This is a genomic window from Bifidobacterium rousetti (assembly GCF_008698235.1).
Classification (GTDB): Bacteria; Actinomycetota; Actinomycetes; order Actinomycetales; family Bifidobacteriaceae; genus Bifidobacterium; species Bifidobacterium rousetti.
Genome location: NZ_PEBH01000009.1, coordinates 50,471 through 68,054 on the forward strand (window position 1 = coordinate 50,471; position 17,584 = coordinate 68,054).

Genomic DNA, 17,584 nt, shown 5'->3' on the forward strand with positions numbered 1-17,584 from the left:
TTCCTCCCGATCCCGGGACGGCCCGGGTTACTTCTCGATGGCGATGACCTCGTCGCCGGCCTTGACGTCCACGTCCGTCTTCGGAGTGACCGCCTTGAGCATCGCGGTGTTGAGCACCGTCATCAGGGTGGTGGTGCTGTAACCGGCTGCCTTGACCTTATCAAAGTCGACGGTCACCAGCGTGTCACCGGCGTTGACGCGATCGCCCTTGGCGACGGCCACGGCGAAGCCCTCGCCGTTCATCTTGACCGTGTCGATGCCGACGTGCACGAGCACCTCGACGCCGTCGTCGGTCTTGAGGCCGAAGGCGTGGCCGGTTTCGGCGACGGTCTGCAGCACGCCGGAGACCGGGGCCTTGACGGTGGAGTCGGACGGCTGGACGCCGACGCCCTCGCCGAGGGCGCGGGATGCGAACACCGGGTCGCCGGCGTCGTCCAGGGAGACGACGTGGCCGTTGACCGGCGCCAGCACGGCGGTGGTCGGCTCGGCCGGGGCGGCAGGCTGCGCCTCCTCGGCGGCGGCCGGAGCGGCAGCCGGGGCCGGAGCGGCGGCCGGGGCCGGGGCGGCCTCGACGGAGCCCTCACCGGACTTGGCGGCGACCGCGGCGGCGGCGCGGGCCTTGACCTCGGCCTTCTGCTCCGGGGTGCGGTAGTCGAAGGTGATGATCAGGACCATGGAGGTGATGAACGCGGCGGCGATGGACACGGCGTAGACCCACATCTGATCGAAGACCGGGATGGTCAGCAGGGAGGTGAAGGCGAACGCGGTGGTGGTCACGCCGTGGACGGTCTCGCCGGAGGCGATGGTGGACGGGAACAGCCAGCCGAGGACGGCGATCACGACACCGCCGACGCCACAGCCGACGAGCATGCGGGAGTAGATGAGCTTGTAGCGCAGGTGGATGCCGTAGAGGCTCGGCTCGGAGACGCCGCCGAGCAGGCCGGCCGCGAGGGCGCCGATGGAGGTCTGGCGCATCTGATCGTCCTTGTCACGGATGGACAGGAACAGCACGCCGGCGGTGGCGCCGAAGCAGGCGAAGTTCCACGTGCCCATCGGGCCCTGGATGAAGTCGTAGCCCATCGACTGGATGTTCATGAGCATGAGGGCGTTGAGCGGCCAGTGCAGGCCGAGCGGCACGAGGAACGGGTAGAGCAGCGGGATCGCGATGGCGAAGACGAAGGGGGCGTGGCCGTTCATCCAGGCGAGGCCGACACCGAGGCCGTTGCCGACCCACACGCCCAGCGGGCCGATGAGGAAGGCGGTCAGGGCGCCGACGATGATCAGGGAGAAGAACGGCAGGAAGACCAGCTGGACGCTTTCGGGGATGATCCGCTTCAGGCCGTGGTAGACGAGAGCCAGCACGGCGGCCATCATGAGCGGCACGAACACGTTGCCGGAGTAGTCGGACAGCTGCATCGGCAGGCCGAAGACGGTCGCGGTGCAGGAGGAGGTGCCGAGGGTCTCGTTGGTGACGCACTGCACGGCGTCGCCCCACGTCTTGGTGTCGGACAGCGCGGTGAACTGCGGGGTCATCAGCGCGGCCATGATGGAGCCACCCAGCCACGGGTCGACCTTGAGCTTCTTGGCGGCGTTGTAGGCGACCATGATGGGCAGGAAGTAGAACACGCCCTTCCACAGCGCCTTGATGAACATGAGACCGGTGTTCGCCTCGTCGTTCGGGATCACGCCGATCGAGATGAACAGGTTGACCAGCGCGATGATGATGGACGCGCCGAGCAGGACGCCCAGGATCGGGCGGAAGGAGTCGGCCAGGTACTCGAAGAAGTTGTCGAGCCACGCGACCTTGCCGCGCACGCCCTCGCTGCGCTTGGCGGCCTTGAGTTCGGCGTCGCTCATCTCGCCGTCGGCGGCGTCGGCGTCGACGGTGCCGGAGCCGAGGCCCGCCATCTCGGGCAGGTGCATGATCTCGTCGTATACGCTGGCCACCTGGCCGCCGATGACGACCTGGTAGCGGTCACCGGACTGGGGAACGGCTCCCAGCACGGTCTTGTTGGAGTCGAGCGAGGCCTGATCGACCTTGCCGGCGTCCTTCAACTCGAAACGCAGTCGGGTGGCGCAGTGCGTCAACGACTTGACGTTGGCGGCACCACCGACGGCGGTGATGATCGCCTTGACATCGTCCTGATGCGACATCGGATTCTCCATTTCCTGTTTCTTCCATCGGTTCGTGAGTTACCTCGCGTGATCGTCATCGACCCCAGATAACAAGAAAGACCTGAGGCAAGAGCTTTGGAACCGTTCAGCGGATACGCGTCACGGTATGGCTCACGCCTCAGGTCTTGCCTCGAAATCTTGAGTAGCAACCCTGCTAAGGAAACTGACGGAGGACAATATAGCACGGTCGACGACATTCAGCAAACGTTTACTGGCGTCGCCGTGTCGCGGGTGTGTCGCGGGCAGGTCGCGGGCGCGGCACCGGCGCGGCATGGGCGAATCGACCTCGAATTACGCCGGAACATCGCAATTCAACGGCTGTTCACTCACATTTCAGAACAATTGAGCACAAAATGTTACGCGTCGTACATCACGAACGCCGTAGAATGGAGGCATGGTAGCTAACAACGCGGGCAAGCCCGCCACCCCAGCAGATCTGATCAACGTCGATGAGGTCATCGGCAAGTACTATGACCTCGTCCCCGACCCGGCCGTTCCGGAACAGCGTGTCATCTTCGGCACCTCCGGCCACCGCGGTTCGTCCCTGAAGACCTCGTTCAACGAGGCCCACATCGTCGCCATCTCCCAGGCCATCGCCGAATACCGCAAGCAGGCCGGCGTCACCGGCCCGCTGTACCTCGGCTCCGACACCCACGCGCTCTCCGAGCCGGCCCGCAAGACGGCCATCGAGGTGCTCGTCGCCAACGGCGTGCACGTGCGCGTCGACTCCCGCGGCGACTTCGTGCCGACCCCGGTCGTCTCCCAGGCCATCCTGACGCACAACCGTGCGGCCGACGGCACCCAGCGCTTCGAGGGCGAGGGCCTGGCCGACGGCATCGTCGTCACCCCGTCGCACAACCCGCCCACCGACGGCGGCTTCAAGTACGACCCGGTCACCGGCGGCCCGGCCCCGGCCGAGACCACCAACGCGATCGCGGCCCGCGCCAACGAGCTGCTCGCCGACTACAAGAACGTCAAGCGCGTGCCGTACGAGGAGGCCATCAAGTCCGAGTACGTCGAGCCCTTCGACTTCCGCGAGCACTACGTGGCCGACCTCGGCAACGTCATCGACTTCGACGTGATCCGCTCCTCCGGCGTGCGCCTCGGCATCGACCCGCTCGGCGGCGCGTCCGTCAACTACTGGCCGCTCATCAACGAGAAGTACGGCCTGAGCATCGGCGTCGTGCGCCCCGAGGTCGACCCGACCTGGCGCTTCATGACCATCGACCACGACGGCAAGATCCGCATGGACCCGTCCTCGCCGTACGCGATGAAGGGCCTCGTCGACGAGCTCAACGCCGGCGCGTGGGACAAGTACGACCTCGTCGGCGGCACCGACCCGGACGCCGACCGTCACGGCATCGTGTGCCCCGACTGGGGTGTCATGAACCCGAACCACTACATCGCCGTGTGCGTCGAGTACCTGTTCGGCGGCAACCGTCCGGGCTGGCCCGAGGGCGCCGCCGTCGGCAAGACGCTGGTCTCCTCCTCCCTGATCGACCGCGTGGCCGCATCGATCAACGCGAAGGTCATGGAGGTTCCGGTCGGCTTCAAGTGGTTCGTCGACCCGCTGTTCAAGGGCGAGGTCGCGTTCGGCGGCGAGGAGAGCTCCGGCATGTCCTTCCTGCGCAAGGACGGCCGCATCTGGACCACCGACAAGGACGGTCTCATCCCCGACCTGCTCGCCGCGGAGATCACCGCGAAGACCGGCAAGAACCCGGCCGAGCTGCACAAGGACCAGGTGGCCCGCTTCGGCGAGTCCTGGTACAAGCGCGTCGACACCCCGACCACGCTCGAGCAGAAGCAGAAGTTCGGCAAGCTCACCGGCGACGACGTCACCGCCACGCAGCTCGCGGGCGAGGACATCACCGCCAAGCTCACCGAGGCGCCGGGCAACCACGCCAAGATCGGCGGCCTGAAGGTCACCACGAAGGACAACTGGTTCGCCGCCCGTCCTTCCGGCACCGAGAACATCTACAAGGTCTACGCCGAGTCCTTCGAGAGCCCGGAGGCCCTCGACAAGGTCCTCGCCGAGGCCGAGGTCGTCGTCGACAAGGCGCTGGCCGAGTGATTCGCCCCGCCGGTAGGCGATAGACGATTACCGATTCGCAAAAGGGGATTCCCGTGGAACATTGCCGCGGGAATCCCCTTTTGTATGGTGGTGGGCATGGCTAAGACGATTGTGGTGTCCACCGACGGCTCGGCGCTGGGCAATCCGAACGGACCGATGGGATGGGCGTGGGCCGATCACGACACGAACGCGGGGGGCGGCCGCATCCCCGGTCACGAGCACGACTCCAGAGGATACGACGCCGGCGGCGCCACGAACGGCACGAACCAGATCGGCGAGCTGTGCGCGGTGCTGCAGGTGCTGCGCGCGCACCCCGGCCCCGAGCCGCTGCTCATCGAATCGGACTCGCAGTACGCGATCAACTGCTCGACCAAATGGCTCAAGGGCTGGAAGAGGAACGGCTGGAGGAACTCCCAGAAACAGCCGGTGAAGAACGTCGAGATCATCAAGGCGATCGACGCCGAGATCGCGAAACGCCCCGGTCCGGTCGACTTCAAATGGGTCAAGGGACATGCCGGCAACGCGGGCAACGAGCTCGTCGACGAGCTGGCGAGGACGTACGCGCAGGGCTGCCGCAAAGGCTCCGAGGACGGCTATCTGCCGCTGGAGGGCTGGCAGTCGCTGCTCAACTCGCCGTACGCGAAAGGCACCGACGTGCCGCCGGACGCGCAACTCATGCTGGATCGCGGCACCAGTGCGGGTGCGGGTGCGGGTGAAGACAGGGGCGCAGACAGGGAGACATCGCGCGCGGTCTCGGACAAGACGGGCAGGACCGGCAAAACCGTCAAAACGACGACCGCGACGACCGCGAAGAAGCCCTCGGCGGCGTCCAAGGTGACGACGTCCGATACAACGGTGCCCGAGGTGACGCCGTCCAAAGCCGTCCGGCCTGATACACAGGCCGCCGCGCCGTCAACGCGGCAGCCGTCCACACCGGCGACAACGCAACCGGCCGCACAGCCCGCGCCGGCCACGCAGGCCACGCAGGCCACCCAGACCATGCAGGCCACCCAACCCGCGCCGGTGGCGAGCGGGCTCAAGGTCTCGGGCGAGGTGCGCTTCTCCCCCGCACCGAAGACCAGCCCGTACTTCACCGGCGAGGCGATGCACATCCGCGGGTACATCGCGGTCGACGGGTTCGTGGACGGCGACGGCAACCTCACCATCACCGACGCGGACTTCCTGCGCTGACAGGGGGGAGCCGGCGAAGCTGAACAGCCGGCGAACACGAGTGGACACGACCGCACACAATCTCCCATCCGCGTTAGGATGGGTACGGACTTTCGATTGGCAAGGAAAGGAATCACCATGGACAAGGCACAGCAGGACGCCCTCAAGAAGGCCGCCGGCATCGAAGCCGCCAAGCTCGTCGAGAACGGCATGATCGCGGGCCTCGGCACCGGTTCGACCGTCAAGTTCCTCGTGGACGAGCTCGGCCGCCGCCACCAGGAGGAGGGTCTCGAGTTCACCGGCGTCACCACCTCCCGTCGCACGCAGGCGCAGGCCGAGAGCTATGGCATCAAGATCGTCGACATCGATGACGTCGACCACATCGACCTGACCATCGACGGCGCCGACGAGGTCGACAAGAACTTCAACGGCATCAAGGGCGGCGGCGCGGCCCTGCTGTGGGAGAAGATCGTGGCGACGAACTCCAACAAGATCGTGTGGATCGTCGACGAATCCAAGGTCGTCGACACCATCGGCAAGTTCCCGCTGCCGGTCGAGGTCATCCCGTTCGGCGCCGGCCACGTCGTCCGCAAGTTCGAGGCCAAGGGCTACAAGCCGGTCCTGCGCCTCGACGCCGACGGCAAGGAAGTGCGCACCGACGAGAACAACTTCGTCGTCGACCTGCATCTGGACAGGATCGACCACCCGTACGATCTGGCCGAGGACCTCATCAACACGGTGGGCGTCGTCGAGCACGGCCTGTTCCTCAACATGGTCGACACCGTCATCGTCGGCGACCCGAACGGCCCGCGCGTCCTGACCACCTCCAATAAGTGAGGAATCGCCCCGCACTGTAGGACACGCATCCGCCGCGCGTCCTGCAGGCGCTTGGAGCGCATATGAGAAAACCCCGGAACCTTGCGGTTCACGGGGTTTTTCCATGCCTTGAATGCAGGTAAGACTACTTACGCTGGTGGCGGGTCTTACGCAGCAGTTTGCGGTGCTTCTTCTTGCTCATCCGCTTGCGGCGCTTCTTGATGACGGAACCCATCTGAAGCCTCCATTTCGATTAATCGTAAAAGTTGCAACTCGCACGAGTATACACATGATCTCGGACGATGGCACCCGGCCGGTCACCGTGGGTTCATCGCGCGGCCATATGCGGGCCGCGGATCGCGGCCGACGGTCACAGCGGGAACTTCTGGTAGAACCGCTGCACCGACGCCTTCGCGCCGGTGGCCTGGAACACCACCGTGTCGTTGCGCCACACGGCGGTCGCCTGCGCGGTGTCCTCCTCGCCGCCCTTGACCACGTAGTCGCCGGTCGCGGAGCCCTGCACCTTGACGGCGCCCGACGCGATCGCCTTGCCGCCCAGCGCCTTGGCGAGCGCGTCGTACTGGGTCTTGGCGGGCGTGGACGTGCTCCACTGCGCCACGGTCAGCGTGACGTCCTCGGCCTTCTTGCCTGTCGAATACGTGAGCGTGTACTCCTCGAGCGGCGAGGACGAGCTCCATGTGGACGAGTCCGAGGCCTTGGTGCGCGCGAAGTTGAGCACGCTGTCCGGCATGGCCTTGAGCAGTTCGGTCGCGTCGTTCGGCAACGCCGTCGCCTTGATGCTCGGCGTGGTCGGCTGTGTGGTCTGCGTCTGGCTGGCCTTCGGCGTCGTGTCCTTGTTGAGCGCCCACCCCGGCCACACGAACGCGGAGAGCAGCGCGAGAGCCATCGCCACGACGGCTGCCACCACGACGACGGTCAGTTTGCCGTGCGACGAGCCACGCGCGGCATCACGCGTGTTCGGGCGGCTTTTCGGGCTTTTCGGGCGATTGTTCGGACGGGTATTCGACTTCGGCATGATTCCGATTGTGGCACAGCCGTGTGACGCTGCCCGCCGTTCCGTCCGCCGTTCCGTCCGCCGTTCCGTCCGCCGTTCTGTCTGTTCGCGGCGATAGCGTCGAGACATGGCGAAGACGAATGTGCAGTACCTGTGCAGTGAATGTGGCTGGACCGGCGGCAAATGGTTCGGCAAATGCCCCGAATGTGGCCAGTGGGGCACGATCGACGAGTTCCACGAGGCCCGTCCCGCGGCGGCGGCGCGTACCTCGGCGGCCCGCGGCGGCGGGATCGCAGGCGGCGCGAGATCGTCCGGCATCGGCGCGGACGGGCGGACGTCCCGCACGCGATCCACGACGGTGATGGCCGGCACGGCCCGCCCGATCACCGAGATCGGCACCGACGACGTGACGCGCATCCCCACGGGGTTCTCCGAGTTCGACCGTGTGCTCGGCGGCGGCATCGTGCCCGGTTCAGTGGTGCTGGTGGCCGGCGAGCCCGGCATCGGCAAGTCGACGCTGCTGTTGGAGACGGCCGGCAACATCGCGCGCGCCCATGCCGCGGCGGGCGGACGCGTGCTGTACGTCTCCGGCGAGGAGTCGCAGGGACAGGTGCGACTTCGCGCCACGCGCATCGACGCGGTCGAGGAGAACCTGCTGCTCGCCGCCACGACGGACCTCGCGACCGTGCTGGGATTGATCGAACAGGAGCGGCCCACGCTCGCGATCGTCGATTCGGCGCAGACGATCGTCTCGCAGGACGTCGACGGCATCTCGGGCGGCTCTACGCAGGTGCGTGAGGTGGCGAGCGCCCTGATCGACGTGGCGAAGACGCTGGACGTGCCTGTGTTCCTGGTGGGGCACGTCACGAAGGACGGCTCGATCGCCGGGCCTCGCACGCTGGAGCATCTGGTGGACGTGGTCTGCCAGTTCGAGGGCGACGCGGAGACCGCGCTCAGGATGCTGCGCGCGGTGAAGAACCGTTTCGGGCCGACGGACGAGGTCGGCTGCTTCGACATGAGCGGCGAGGGCATCGAGGAGGTGACCGACCCGGCGGGGCTGTTCCTGTCCACCACGGACGGTGACGGCCCGGACGACGGCAACGCGCCGGTGGAGGGCACCTGCGTGACGTTCACGCTGGACGGCCACCGATCCCTGCCGATCGAGATCCAGTCGCTGGTGACCAATTCGGTGCTGCCGACGCCGCGCCGCGCCGTCAACGGCGTCGACTCGAACCGCATCGCGATGCTGGTGGCGGTGCTGTACCGCCACGGGCGCGTGAACCTGCTGTCGAACGACCTGTACATCTCGACGATCGCCGGCGGGCTCGCGAAAGAGCCGGCCTGCGACCTCGCGATCGTGGCCGCGCTGGCGAGCGCCGCGAAGCACGCGCCGATCGCCCGCACGACCTGCGCGGTCGGCGAGATCTCGCTGACCGGTCAGGTGCGTCCCGCGCCGCGGCTCGAGTACCGCCTGCGCGAGGCGGCGCGTCTCGGTTTCACGACGGCGGTCACGCCCCGGCTGCGCAAGCGCGTGACGATCCCGGGGCTCACCATCGTGCAGGTGTCGTCGCTCAAGGCCGCGCTGGACGCGCTGCTGTAGGCGCTTGGCCTGACCGTCAGGCGGTGAGTCGCTTCGTCTCCTCGACGTTGCGCCTCAGCTCGTCGGTGAGCGCGTCCACGCCGTCGAACTTCACCTGCGGGCGCAGGAAGCCGACGAATTCGACGCGCACCCTGTGCCCGTAGAGTTCCAGCCAGTCGTCGGTGATCGCATACGCTTCGACGACGCGCTCGTTGAGGCCGGTCTTCTCGCTGAACGTGGGCTTGGTGCCGATGGAGATCGCGGCGGGCCAGCGGCTGTCGCCGTCGACGAGCCATCCGGCGTACACGCCGTCGACCGGCAGGTAGCCGATGACCTCCTCGGACAGGTTCGCGGTCGGGAAGCCGATCGTGCGTCCGCGTTCCTCGCCGTGCACGACGACGCCTTCGACCGCATGCGGGCGTCCGAGGATCGCGTTCGCGTCCTTGATCCGGCCGTGTCCAAGCAGGTAGCGCACGTTGCTGGAGCTCCATGCGCGCGTGGCCCGGGCCTGATGGCGCTTGCTCCATGCGCGACGCTCGGCCTTGCTCATCGCGGCGAGCGGGTCGGCGGGCTCGCCCCACTCCCCCGGCATCTCGGGCTGCCATCCCAGCGGGATGCGCACCTCGCCGGGACCGCGGTCGTCGACCACGTCGAGTTCGAACACGCCGGTGGCCGCCGCAAGGTTGGCGATCGCCTTGACGTCGCCCTTGCGTCCGGCGCCCATCGCGGCGTCGGAGCCGAGCACGAGCGTGCGCATGCCGAGTTTGCCTGTGAGCTGGCCGAGGAAGAAGATGTACGATTTCGCGGCGAACGCCAGCGTGTAGTCGACGACGAGCGCGTGTTCGACACCGAGCTCCTCCAGCGTCCTGAGCCGGTCGTCGACGCCGTTCAGGGCGTTCGCGTCGATGACGCCCTCGCCGGGCTCCACGCCGTCGTGTGCGGCGGCCCAGCGGTGCACGAACGCGGGTCGCGGATCGAACAGGATCACCACGGAGAACGCGTCGTGCCTGCGCGCGAGCTCGACCACGCGGCGCACGACGGCCTGATGCCCCAGATGCATGCCGTCGAACGCCCCCAACGTGACCACGGCCCTTCTGTCGTTGTCGAAGGCGGGCCAGACGACGTCGCCGTTCTCATCGGGGGTCAGATGCGTGATGTTCATTGCCATGGTCGTTCCTCGGGGATTCCGGTGGTTTCAGGGGTTCAACAGGTTTCAAAAGAGGCCTGGGGCGTTTCACGGCCCCGCCCGGCGCGGCCCGCGTCCACTCTAGCAGCAGTGGTGGCTCGGGCCGGACGGCTCACGACCGGGCGACTCGCGACCGGGCGCGGGCCATGCGCGGGGCTATCCGGCGGGGAAGACGACGCTCGGTTTGATCTGGTGCGCGTTGGCGCGTTCGACGATCGCCACGACGTCGTCGGCCGTCGCGGTGCCCGACGATTCGACGCCCACCGACACTGCGTCCGACGATTCGGCCGGGGCGATGGCAGCCGCCTGCACGCCTCTGACAAGGTCGCGTTCGATGCGCCGGCCGAATCGCAGTTCACGCGCCTCGGCCGCGTCGATCTCGATGACCGGCATCGCGCCGCGCGCCGCGTCGGCCATGCCGACCGACCTCGCGACGAGCCAGTCGGCCCGTTCCCCGCCGGACAGTCCGTCCGGCGTGTCCAGCACGCAGTGGGCGCGGGTGATCGTCTCGCCCGCGCGGTTGGTGAAGGTCTTCTCCTCGGTGTGCGCGCCGATCGCGCGAATCGCCGGAACATCGGCATCGGAGACGTCCGCGCTTCCCGACGCTCGTGCGTCGGAGGGCAACACGACTGTGACAGCGAGTCCGGAACGATCGTCGGCAAGCGCGAACCGGCCGACGCGCGTGCGACGCAGCCGGGTCAGCGAGCCGCCGACGCCGAGCGCGTCGCCCAGATCGCGGGCCAGGGCGCGGATGTACGTGCCCGACGAGCAGCTGACGCGCACGTCCACGTCGATGACGGGGATCGTCGCGTCGGCTGACATAACGCTCACATCGGTTTGCGCGTCACCCGCATCACCCGTGGCGATCAGCGGCGCGCCGGCGACCGCGGACGACGCGCGGCCGGGGCGCACGTCCAGCACCGCGAATTCGGCGATGTGCACGGGGCGCGCCTTGAGTTCGACGTCCTTGCCCTCGCGGGCGAGGTCGTAGGCGCGTTTGCCGTTGATCTTGATGGCGGAGAAGGCGTTCGGCACCTGCTCGATGTCGCCGATGAATCGATCGGCGATGGTCCGTTCGATGATCGTCCGCCAGACTCGCGCGTCCGAACCCGCCGTTGGCTCCGCCGCGGCGCCGGCCGTCCCGGCCGCCCTTTCGGACAGCTCACGCCAGCGCGCGGACGACTCGGGGTCGAGGACCTGATCGCCTTCGGCGTCGTCGGTGGTGGTGCGCATGCCAAGGCGGATCGTCGCCTCGTAGGTCTTGTCGTGCTCGACGAGGTACTGCAGCAGACGCGTGGCGCGGCCGAACCCGATGACCAGCATGCCCGTGGCCATCGGGTCGAGTGTGCCGGCGTGGCCGACCTTCTTCGTGTGCAGCGCGCCGCGTACGGCGGCGACGGCGTCGAAGCTGGTCACGCCCAGCGGCTTGTCGACGATGAGCAGGCCGTCACTCACGCGAGTCGTCCGTGCCGTCCGTATTGTCCGTGTCAGTATCGTCCGTGTCCGTATCGTCGGAGGAGTCCACGTCGTCGGCCTCGTCGAAATCCCCGAAGCCGTCGTCGTCGAACTCGTCGTCGTCGAAGCCGTCGGACTCGGCGTCCTCGTCCCTGTCGTCATGCTTGTACGGATCGGCGTCGCCGGCGTACTGGGCTGTCGCGCGGGCGCGGGCGAGCTCCTCGTCGCGCTTGCGCGCCACGACGAGGATGTCCTCGATCTCGTGGGCCTCGCCCGGCACCTCGTCGAAGACGAACTGCAGCTGCGGGGTCAGACGCAAGCCGGCCTTGCGCCCGACGAGCGAACGCAGATGGCCCTTGGCCTGATCGAGCGCCTGCTGGGCGCGCTTGCGCTCGCCCTGCTCGTGGCCCTCGTGGCCGTACTGGGTCCAGTAGACCTTGGCGATCTGCAGGTCGTTGGTCACACGGACCTCGGTGATGGTGATGTTCGTCAGTCGCTTGTCATGCAACTCGCGTTCGATCGACGAGGCGATGACGCGCTGAATCAGGGCCGCGATCCTCGCGGCGCGGGGGTTGGTTCCTGCCATAAGAAAAATCCTTTGTGTTCGCGAGTATGACTGCTCCCGCTGGCGGACAGTGCCGTCAGCGGGAGCATGTCGGAGATACCGGATACCGGCCGGGTTTCGGCGCGCGATGCGATGCGCACCGCACGCCGAAGCTTCCGAAGCCGGATATGTGGACGGACTACTTGCGCTCGACTTCCCGCATCTCGAAGGTCTCGATGATGTCGCCGATCTCGATGTCGTTGAACGAACCGAGGTTGATACCGGCCTCGTAGCCCTCCTTGACGGACTGCACGTCGTCCTTGAAACGACGCAGCGAGGAGATCTCGAGGTCGTTGACCGTGGCGACGCCGTTGCGCAGGATACGGCACTTCGTGCCGCGCTTGACCTCGCCGTCCTGGACCATAACGCCGGCGATGTTGCCGAACTTGGACGAACGGAAGATCTCGCGGATCTCGCTGTGGGAGGTGACGACCTCCTCGTACTCCGGCTTGAGCATGCCCTTCAGGGCGGCCTCGATGTCCTCGATGGCCTTGTAGATGATCGAGTAGTACTTGATCTCCACGCCCTCGCGGTCGGCGAGCTCCTGGACCTGACGGTTCGGGCGCACGTTGAAGCCGAGGATGACGGCCTTGTCGACCGTGGCGAGGTTGACGTCGTTCTGCGTGATCGCGCCGACGCCGCGGTGGATGACCTGGATGCCGACCTCGTCGGACACCTCGATCTTCATCAGGGAGTCCTCGAGCGCCTCGACGGAGCCGGAGGAATCGCCCTTGATGACTATGTTGAGCATGTCCACCTCGGACTTGGCGAACTGCTCCTTCAGGGACTCGAGGGAGACGACCTTGCGGCGCTTGGCCAGCTGGGCGGCGCGCTCGGTGGCCTGGCGCTTCTCGGCGATCTGGCGTGCGGTGCGGTCGTCCGGGGCGACGAGGAACAGGTCGCCTGCGGTCGGCACGGAGGTCAGGCCCAGCACCTGAACAGGCGTGGACGGGGTGGCCTCCTTCATGTGGTTGCCGTTCTCGTCGAGCATCGCGCGCACGCGGCCGTACGAGGTGCCGGCCACGATCGCGTCGCCGATGTGCAGGGTGCCCTGCTGGACGAGCACGGTGGCCACGGCGCCGCGGCCCTTGTCGAGCCTGGCCTCGATGGTGGCGCCGCGGGCGTCCATATCCGGGTTCGCGCGCAGGTCGAGATCCGCGTCGGCGGTAAGCAGCACGGCTTCGAGGAGCTTGTCCACGTTGATGTTCTGCTTGGCGGAGATGTCGACGAACATCGTGTCGCCGCCGTACTCCTCCGGCACCAGACCGAACTCGGTGAGCTGGCCGCGCACCTTGTCGGGGTTCGCGCCCGGCTTGTCGATCTTGTTGACGGCCACGACGATCGGCACCTTGGCGGCCTTCGCATGGTTGATCGCCTCGACGGTCTGCGGCATGACGCCGTCATCCGCCGCCACGACGATGATCGCGACGTCGGTGATCTCGGCACCACGGGCACGCATGGCGGTGAACGCCTCATGGCCCGGGGTATCGAGGAACGTGATCTTGCGCTTTTCGCCCTCGAGATCGACCGTCACCTGGTAGGCGCCGATGCGCTGGGTGATGCCACCCGCCTCGCGCGCCACGACGTTGGTCTGACGGATCGTGTCGAGCAGCTTGGTCTTACCGTGGTCGACATGGCCCATGACGGTGACGACCGGCGGACGGGGCTTCAAATCCTCGTCCTCCTGCAGCTCCTCGCCGTCCAGATCGATGTCGAACTGCTGGAGCAGCTCCTTGTCCTCCTCCTCGGCGGAGACGATCTGGATGTTCCAGCCGATCTCCTCGCCCAGGATCTGGAAGGTGGACTCGTCCAGCGACTGCGTGGCCGTGGCCATCTCACCGAGATGGAACATCACGGTCACGAGCGCCGCCGGATTGACGTCGATCTTCTCCGCCAGATCGGCCAGGGACGCGCCCTGACGCAGACGGATGGTCTGGCCGTTGCCACGCGGGATGCGCACGCCGCCGATGGTCGGCGCTTTGATCTCCTCGTACTCACGACGCTTCGCAAGCCTGTTCTTACGCGCCTTGGAGCTCTTGCCGCCCTGACGGCCAAACGCGCCCGCGGCGCCGCCGCGACCGCCGCGACCACCGCGCGCAGGACCGGTGCTGCCGGTGCTCGGGCCGTTGTTCTGGAAGCCCGTTCCCTGACCGCCGCGGAAACCGCCGCGCTGTGCGCCGCCGCCCTGCTGGGTGCCGCCGGACTGACCCGGACGGTTGTGGCCCCACTGGCCCGGACGTGCGCCCTGCGCGCCGCCCTGACCCGGACGACCGTTGCGGAAGCCGCCACGGCCACCGCCCTGACCCGGACGACCGCCACGGCCACGACCGTCGTTCACGGTCGGGCGGGCCATCGGATGGGGACGCGGGATGTCACCCGGCGTCGGGGTGTGCATGCCCTGCTTGCGGCTGAACGGGTTGTTGCCCGGACGCGGACCCGGCGTATGCGGGGTCGGCGCGGACGGGGTGTGGGAGGAGTGCTGGCCCGGAGTCGGGGTCTGACCGGACTGGGCGCCGCCGTTCTGGCCCGGCTGGCCGCCACGACGATCACGATCGCCCTGCGGACGCATGCCAGGACGCGCGCCCGGACGGCCGCCCTGCATGGAGGAACGGTGGCCGCGATCCTGACGGTCGCGACGATCACCGCGCTCATTGCGCTCGCCACGTTCGCCGCGCTCGCCGCGACGATCCTGACGGTCACGATCATGACGCTCGGAACGCTGGCCGGACTGCTCGTGCTGGCCGGGGCGCGCGGGGCGCGGACCGGGACGGGCGCCCGGAGTGGGCGTCGGATGCTGACGCCCCTCGCCGTCGGCGGGGGTGCTGTGGCCCGGACCCGGAACGGGCGCGGGAGCGGCCGGCTTCGGCGCCGGCGAATGCGGGGCCGCCGGCCTGGCGGACCTCGCCGCAGGCGCGGGCTTCGGGCCCTGCTTGCCGCCCTTGTCGCCGTGACCGTTCTGGTCGGCGAAGGCGGACCTCAATTTGCGAACCACCGGGGGTTCGACGGTGGAGGAGGCGGACTTGACGAACTCCCCCATATCCTTGAGCTTCTCCAGCACGGTCTTGCTGTCGACGCCAAGGGCCTTGGCAATTTCATAAACGCGTGGTTTCGCCACTACTTGTTCTCCTTATCGTGACCACGCGCCGGCGCGGTCAAATCTCGATGACGGCGAGCCTGTTCATCGTACGACCATGATTGTGAATTCCTCATTCTTCGGCCGGGCATGCTTGCGCCCGGCATACCGCATCAAGCATACTCAGTACGCTGGATGCGCCACGCCCGAAGGTGCGGCGGCCGAGGCCGGCACACCCCACACGCCCGACGCCACGGAAAGGTCAGTCGGCCTGCTTCTCGGCCGCGAGCTTCCTGGCGTGCGCCTCGGCGGATTCGATGCCGATCTTCCAGCCGGTGAGCTTGGCGGCGAGACGCGCGTTCTGCCCTTCCCTGCCGATGGCGAGGGAGAGCTGGTCGTCGTGGATGAACGCGATGGCCGTCTTGTTCTTCTCGCTGATGACCTGCACACCGGTCGCGACGGCCGGGCTCAGCGCGGAGGCGACGAACTTGGCCGGATCGTCGGAGTAGTCGACGATGTCGATCTTCTCCGGACCGAGGTTCTCCATCACCGCGCGCACACGGGCTCCACCGGGGCCGATCAGCGCGCCCTTCGGGTTCACGCCGTCGGTGTTGGCCTTCACCGCGATCTTCGTGCGGGCTCCGGCCTCGCGCGCGATCGCCATGATCGACACCGCGCCGGACGCCAGCTCCGGCACCTCGCGCTCGAACAGGCGACGCACCAGATCCGGGTGGGAGCGGGAGACGACGATCTCCGGGCCCCTGACGCCACGGCCGACGTTGACGACGAACACGCGCAGACGCTCACCATGACGGTAGCGCTCGCCCGGAACCTGCTCGCGGCGGGGCAGCAGGGCTTCGACGTCGCCCACGGCGATATGCACGTTGGACGGGTCTTTCACATCCTGCTGGACGATGCCCGTGATGAGCTTGCCCTTCTGCCCGGAGAAGGCGCCGAACACGCGCTCGTCCTCGGCGTGACGGAACAGCTGGGACAGGACCTGACGGGCGGTGGAGGCGGCGAGACGGCCGAAGTCCTTCGGGGTGTCGTCGTACTCCTCGCCGATGATCGGCGCGGGATGCGGATCGTCCTCGGTGGGCGTGCCCGGGGTCTCGTCGGCCGCCCACACCGTGAAGGTGCCGGCGCGGTCGTCGAGCTCGACGCGGGCGTGCTTGGCCGCGTGCGGGGTCTTGAGGTACGCGAGGCGGAGCGCCTCCGAAAGCGCGGCATCGAGCGTTTGCGCGTCGATGCCCTGCTCCGCTGCGAGCTTGTGGATTGACGTCAGGTCCAGTTCCATTTCGCAAGACCTCCCTATAAGTCTTAAGTTATTACGGCTTAACCGCGGCGCTTGAGCCCGTTCTTGGCCGATATGGTCATAGTCGGTGTTTACTCTACTGTTTTATGCAGACACTTCGGGATTGGACGGTCGGTCGGGCCGGTTCGGCGGCGTTCGCGCGCACGTTCGCACGCGCACACGCACACGCCGCGATCGCGCTGACAGCGGCGATCGGCATGGCCGTCTCGCTCGCCGGCTGCTCGACGTCGGTCTCCGGAGCACCGCGTCTTGAGGCGCAGATCGACGACGCGTCCGAGCTGAGCACCTGCGAGAGCGCGTATCTGACGGCGTCGTCCGGAACGGGTTCCGCCGCCGCCCCGGGCACGTCCGACGGCCGGCCCATGATGATGCGCTATCTCGCGGCGCGATCGGCCGCCGACGCATGGACCACCGTGGCCGTCAGTTGCGACGGGCGTTTCGCCGAGGGCGCGATGCACGCCGCGCAGGCCTCGTACATCGCGCAGACGCTGGCGTCGCGGCTCGGCCTGCCCGCGCTCTCCCCCGCAAGCGTGGACTACGGGGATGTCGTGAAGCTCGACATCCCGTCCTCGTCGATCGCCGCGATGTCGCTGGCTGAGGACCGCGCCGGATTCGACATCGAGGTGCTCGCCGCCCGCAAGGTCGACGGCGCCACACTCGCGATGTCCGACAACCACAAAACCGCGGCCCAACGCCTGTTCACGATCTCCGGCACGGACACGGACCCGAGGCAGAAGGTGTACACGGTCGACCGGCTCGTCGCGCATCCCGACACCATCGACGATCCGGCGACTGGGATCACGGCGAACACCGTGTCGGTCATCGAGATGAACTGCGCCCGCGAATACCTCGACGCGATCGCCGACATGGGCACGGTTTCAAGCGACGCCGACACCACCGACGGCACGGACGGCACGAACAGCACCAACGCCACTGACGGCACCGACGCCGCATCCGCAACACGCGCCTCCGAAAAGACTCTGCGGTTCCTATCCCAGACCGTCACGGCCCGCGCCTGGCGCGCCTTCACGCTCGGCTACCCCGCCACCGACACCGCCCTGTTCAACTGAGTCCGGGCCGTCCGGAATCGTCCGGCCCCGCCAAAACATCGGTCCATGACGCCTC

Annotated in this window: 13 protein-coding genes and 1 pseudogene; 5 read left to right on the forward strand and 9 right to left on the reverse strand. The window is 67.6% G+C overall.

Annotated features, from left to right (window positions below; genetic code table 11):
- Positions 1-27: 27 nt before the first annotated feature.
- The gene (locus CSQ85_RS09615; protein ID WP_150383935.1) at positions 28-2,154 is read right to left on the reverse strand and encodes a glucose PTS transporter subunit IIA; all 2,127 of its coding nucleotides are present in this window, start codon (positions 2,152-2,154) and stop codon (positions 28-30) included.
- A gap of 415 nt (positions 2,155-2,569) precedes the next feature.
- Here CSQ85_RS09615 and pgm point away from each other — a divergent pair, with 415 nt between their 5' ends.
- From pgm to rpiA, 3 genes are all read left to right on the forward strand, one after another.
- Positions 2,570-4,246 carry a phosphoglucomutase (alpha-D-glucose-1,6-bisphosphate-dependent) gene (pgm, locus tag CSQ85_RS09620; RefSeq protein ID WP_107042284.1) on the forward strand — a complete coding sequence of 559 codons (1,677 nt, stop codon included), beginning with the start codon at positions 2,570-2,572 and terminating at the stop codon, positions 4,244-4,246.
- A gap of 156 nt (positions 4,247-4,402) precedes the next feature.
- On the forward strand, positions 4,403-5,437 hold the full coding sequence (locus CSQ85_RS09625; RefSeq protein ID WP_395956776.1) for a ribonuclease H: 1,035 nt from the start codon (positions 4,403-4,405) through the stop codon (positions 5,435-5,437).
- 117 nt (positions 5,438-5,554) lie between these two features.
- Positions 5,555-6,253, forward strand: coding sequence for a ribose-5-phosphate isomerase RpiA (rpiA, locus tag CSQ85_RS09630; RefSeq protein WP_150383893.1), 699 nt, complete (start codon positions 5,555-5,557; stop codon positions 6,251-6,253).
- A 124-nt stretch (positions 6,254-6,377) separates the two neighbouring features.
- Here rpiA and CSQ85_RS09635 read toward each other — a convergent pair whose 3' ends face one another.
- Entirely contained in the window at positions 6,378-6,467 is a 90-nt protein-coding gene (locus CSQ85_RS09635; protein WP_004268639.1) for a 30S ribosomal protein bS22, read from the reverse strand.
- Between the two features lie 135 nt (positions 6,468-6,602).
- Entirely contained in the window at positions 6,603-7,268 is a 666-nt protein-coding gene (locus tag CSQ85_RS09640; protein WP_190973002.1) for a hypothetical protein, read from the reverse strand.
- A gap of 106 nt (positions 7,269-7,374) precedes the next feature.
- On the opposite strand from CSQ85_RS09640, the gene radA reads away from it, so the two are divergent.
- A complete protein-coding gene (gene radA / locus CSQ85_RS09645) occupies positions 7,375-8,847 on the forward strand; it encodes a DNA repair protein RadA (protein ID WP_150383894.1) in 1,473 nt (490 codons plus the stop codon).
- Positions 8,848-8,863: 16 nt separating this feature from the next.
- On the opposite strand, the gene ribF is transcribed toward radA, so the two are convergent.
- The 6 genes and pseudogenes from ribF to nusA all read right to left on the reverse strand — a co-directional run bounded on the left by ribF (position 8,864) and on the right by nusA (position 16,441).
- Entirely contained in the window at positions 8,864-9,988 is a 1,125-nt protein-coding gene (ribF, locus tag CSQ85_RS09650; RefSeq protein ID WP_150383937.1) for a bifunctional riboflavin kinase/FMN adenylyltransferase, read from the reverse strand.
- Between the two features lie 180 nt (positions 9,989-10,168).
- Positions 10,169-11,467 carry a tRNA pseudouridine synthase B gene (locus tag CSQ85_RS09655; RefSeq protein WP_223846930.1) on the reverse strand — a complete coding sequence of 433 codons (1,299 nt, stop codon included), beginning with the start codon at positions 11,465-11,467 and terminating at the stop codon, positions 10,169-10,171.
- Positions 11,460-12,053 carry a 30S ribosome-binding factor RbfA gene (gene rbfA, locus CSQ85_RS09660; RefSeq protein ID WP_150383895.1) on the reverse strand — a complete coding sequence of 198 codons (594 nt, stop codon included), beginning with the start codon at positions 12,051-12,053 and terminating at the stop codon, positions 11,460-11,462. The genes CSQ85_RS09655 and rbfA overlap by 8 nt, the downstream gene beginning before the upstream one ends.
- Before the next feature lie 157 nt (positions 12,054-12,210).
- Positions 12,211-15,108 carry a translation initiation factor IF-2 gene (infB, locus tag CSQ85_RS09665; RefSeq protein WP_395956779.1) on the reverse strand — a complete coding sequence of 966 codons (2,898 nt, stop codon included), beginning with the start codon at positions 15,106-15,108 and terminating at the stop codon, positions 12,211-12,213.
- Positions 15,097-15,186, reverse strand: a pseudogene (locus CSQ85_RS13655) (translation initiation factor IF-2 N-terminal domain-containing protein); the annotation flags it as partial. The pseudogene CSQ85_RS13655 and the gene infB, both read right to left, overlap by 12 nt.
- Before the next feature lie 220 nt (positions 15,187-15,406).
- The gene (nusA, locus tag CSQ85_RS09670) at positions 15,407-16,441 is read right to left on the reverse strand and encodes a transcription termination factor NusA (protein ID WP_150383897.1); all 1,035 of its coding nucleotides are present in this window, start codon (positions 16,439-16,441) and stop codon (positions 15,407-15,409) included.
- A 104-nt stretch (positions 16,442-16,545) separates the two neighbouring features.
- Here nusA and CSQ85_RS09675 point away from each other — a divergent pair, with 104 nt between their 5' ends.
- Positions 16,546-17,529, forward strand: coding sequence for a hypothetical protein (locus tag CSQ85_RS09675; RefSeq protein ID WP_150383898.1), 984 nt, complete (start codon positions 16,546-16,548; stop codon positions 17,527-17,529).
- The last annotated feature ends 55 nt before the right edge of the window (positions 17,530-17,584 follow it).

What these genes read in the sequence shown, in the direction of transcription:
- CSQ85_RS09615 (WP_150383935.1), bottom strand. Translation starts at nt 2,154, where the DNA reads ATGTCGCATCAGGACGATGTCAAGGCGATCATCACCGCCGTCGGTGGT.
- pgm (WP_107042284.1), top strand. Translation starts at nt 2,570, where the DNA reads ATGGTAGCTAACAACGCGGGCAAGCCCGCCACCCCAGCAGATCTGATC.
- CSQ85_RS09625 (WP_395956776.1), top strand. Translation starts at nt 4,403, where the DNA reads ATGGGATGGGCGTGGGCCGATCACGACACGAACGCGGGGGGCGGCCGC.
- rpiA (WP_150383893.1), top strand. Translation starts at nt 5,555, where the DNA reads ATGGACAAGGCACAGCAGGACGCCCTCAAGAAGGCCGCCGGCATCGAA.
- CSQ85_RS09635 (WP_004268639.1), bottom strand. Translation starts at nt 6,467, where the DNA reads ATGGGTTCCGTCATCAAGAAGCGCCGCAAGCGGATGAGCAAGAAGAAG.
- CSQ85_RS09640 (WP_190973002.1), bottom strand. Translation starts at nt 7,268, where the DNA reads ATGCCGAAGTCGAATACCCGTCCGAACAATCGCCCGAAAAGCCCGAAA.
- radA (WP_150383894.1), top strand. Translation starts at nt 7,375, where the DNA reads ATGGCGAAGACGAATGTGCAGTACCTGTGCAGTGAATGTGGCTGGACC.
- ribF (WP_150383937.1), bottom strand. Translation starts at nt 9,988, where the DNA reads ATGAACATCACGCATCTGACCCCCGATGAGAACGGCGACGTCGTCTGG.
- rbfA (WP_150383895.1), bottom strand. Translation starts at nt 12,053, where the DNA reads ATGGCAGGAACCAACCCCCGCGCCGCGAGGATCGCGGCCCTGATTCAG.
- infB (WP_395956779.1), bottom strand. Translation starts at nt 15,108, where the DNA reads ATGGGGGAGTTCGTCAAGTCCGCCTCCTCCACCGTCGAACCCCCGGTG.
- nusA (WP_150383897.1), bottom strand. Translation starts at nt 16,441, where the DNA reads ATGGAACTGGACCTGACGTCAATCCACAAGCTCGCAGCGGAGCAGGGC.
- CSQ85_RS09675 (WP_150383898.1), top strand. Translation starts at nt 16,546, where the DNA reads ATGCAGACACTTCGGGATTGGACGGTCGGTCGGGCCGGTTCGGCGGCG.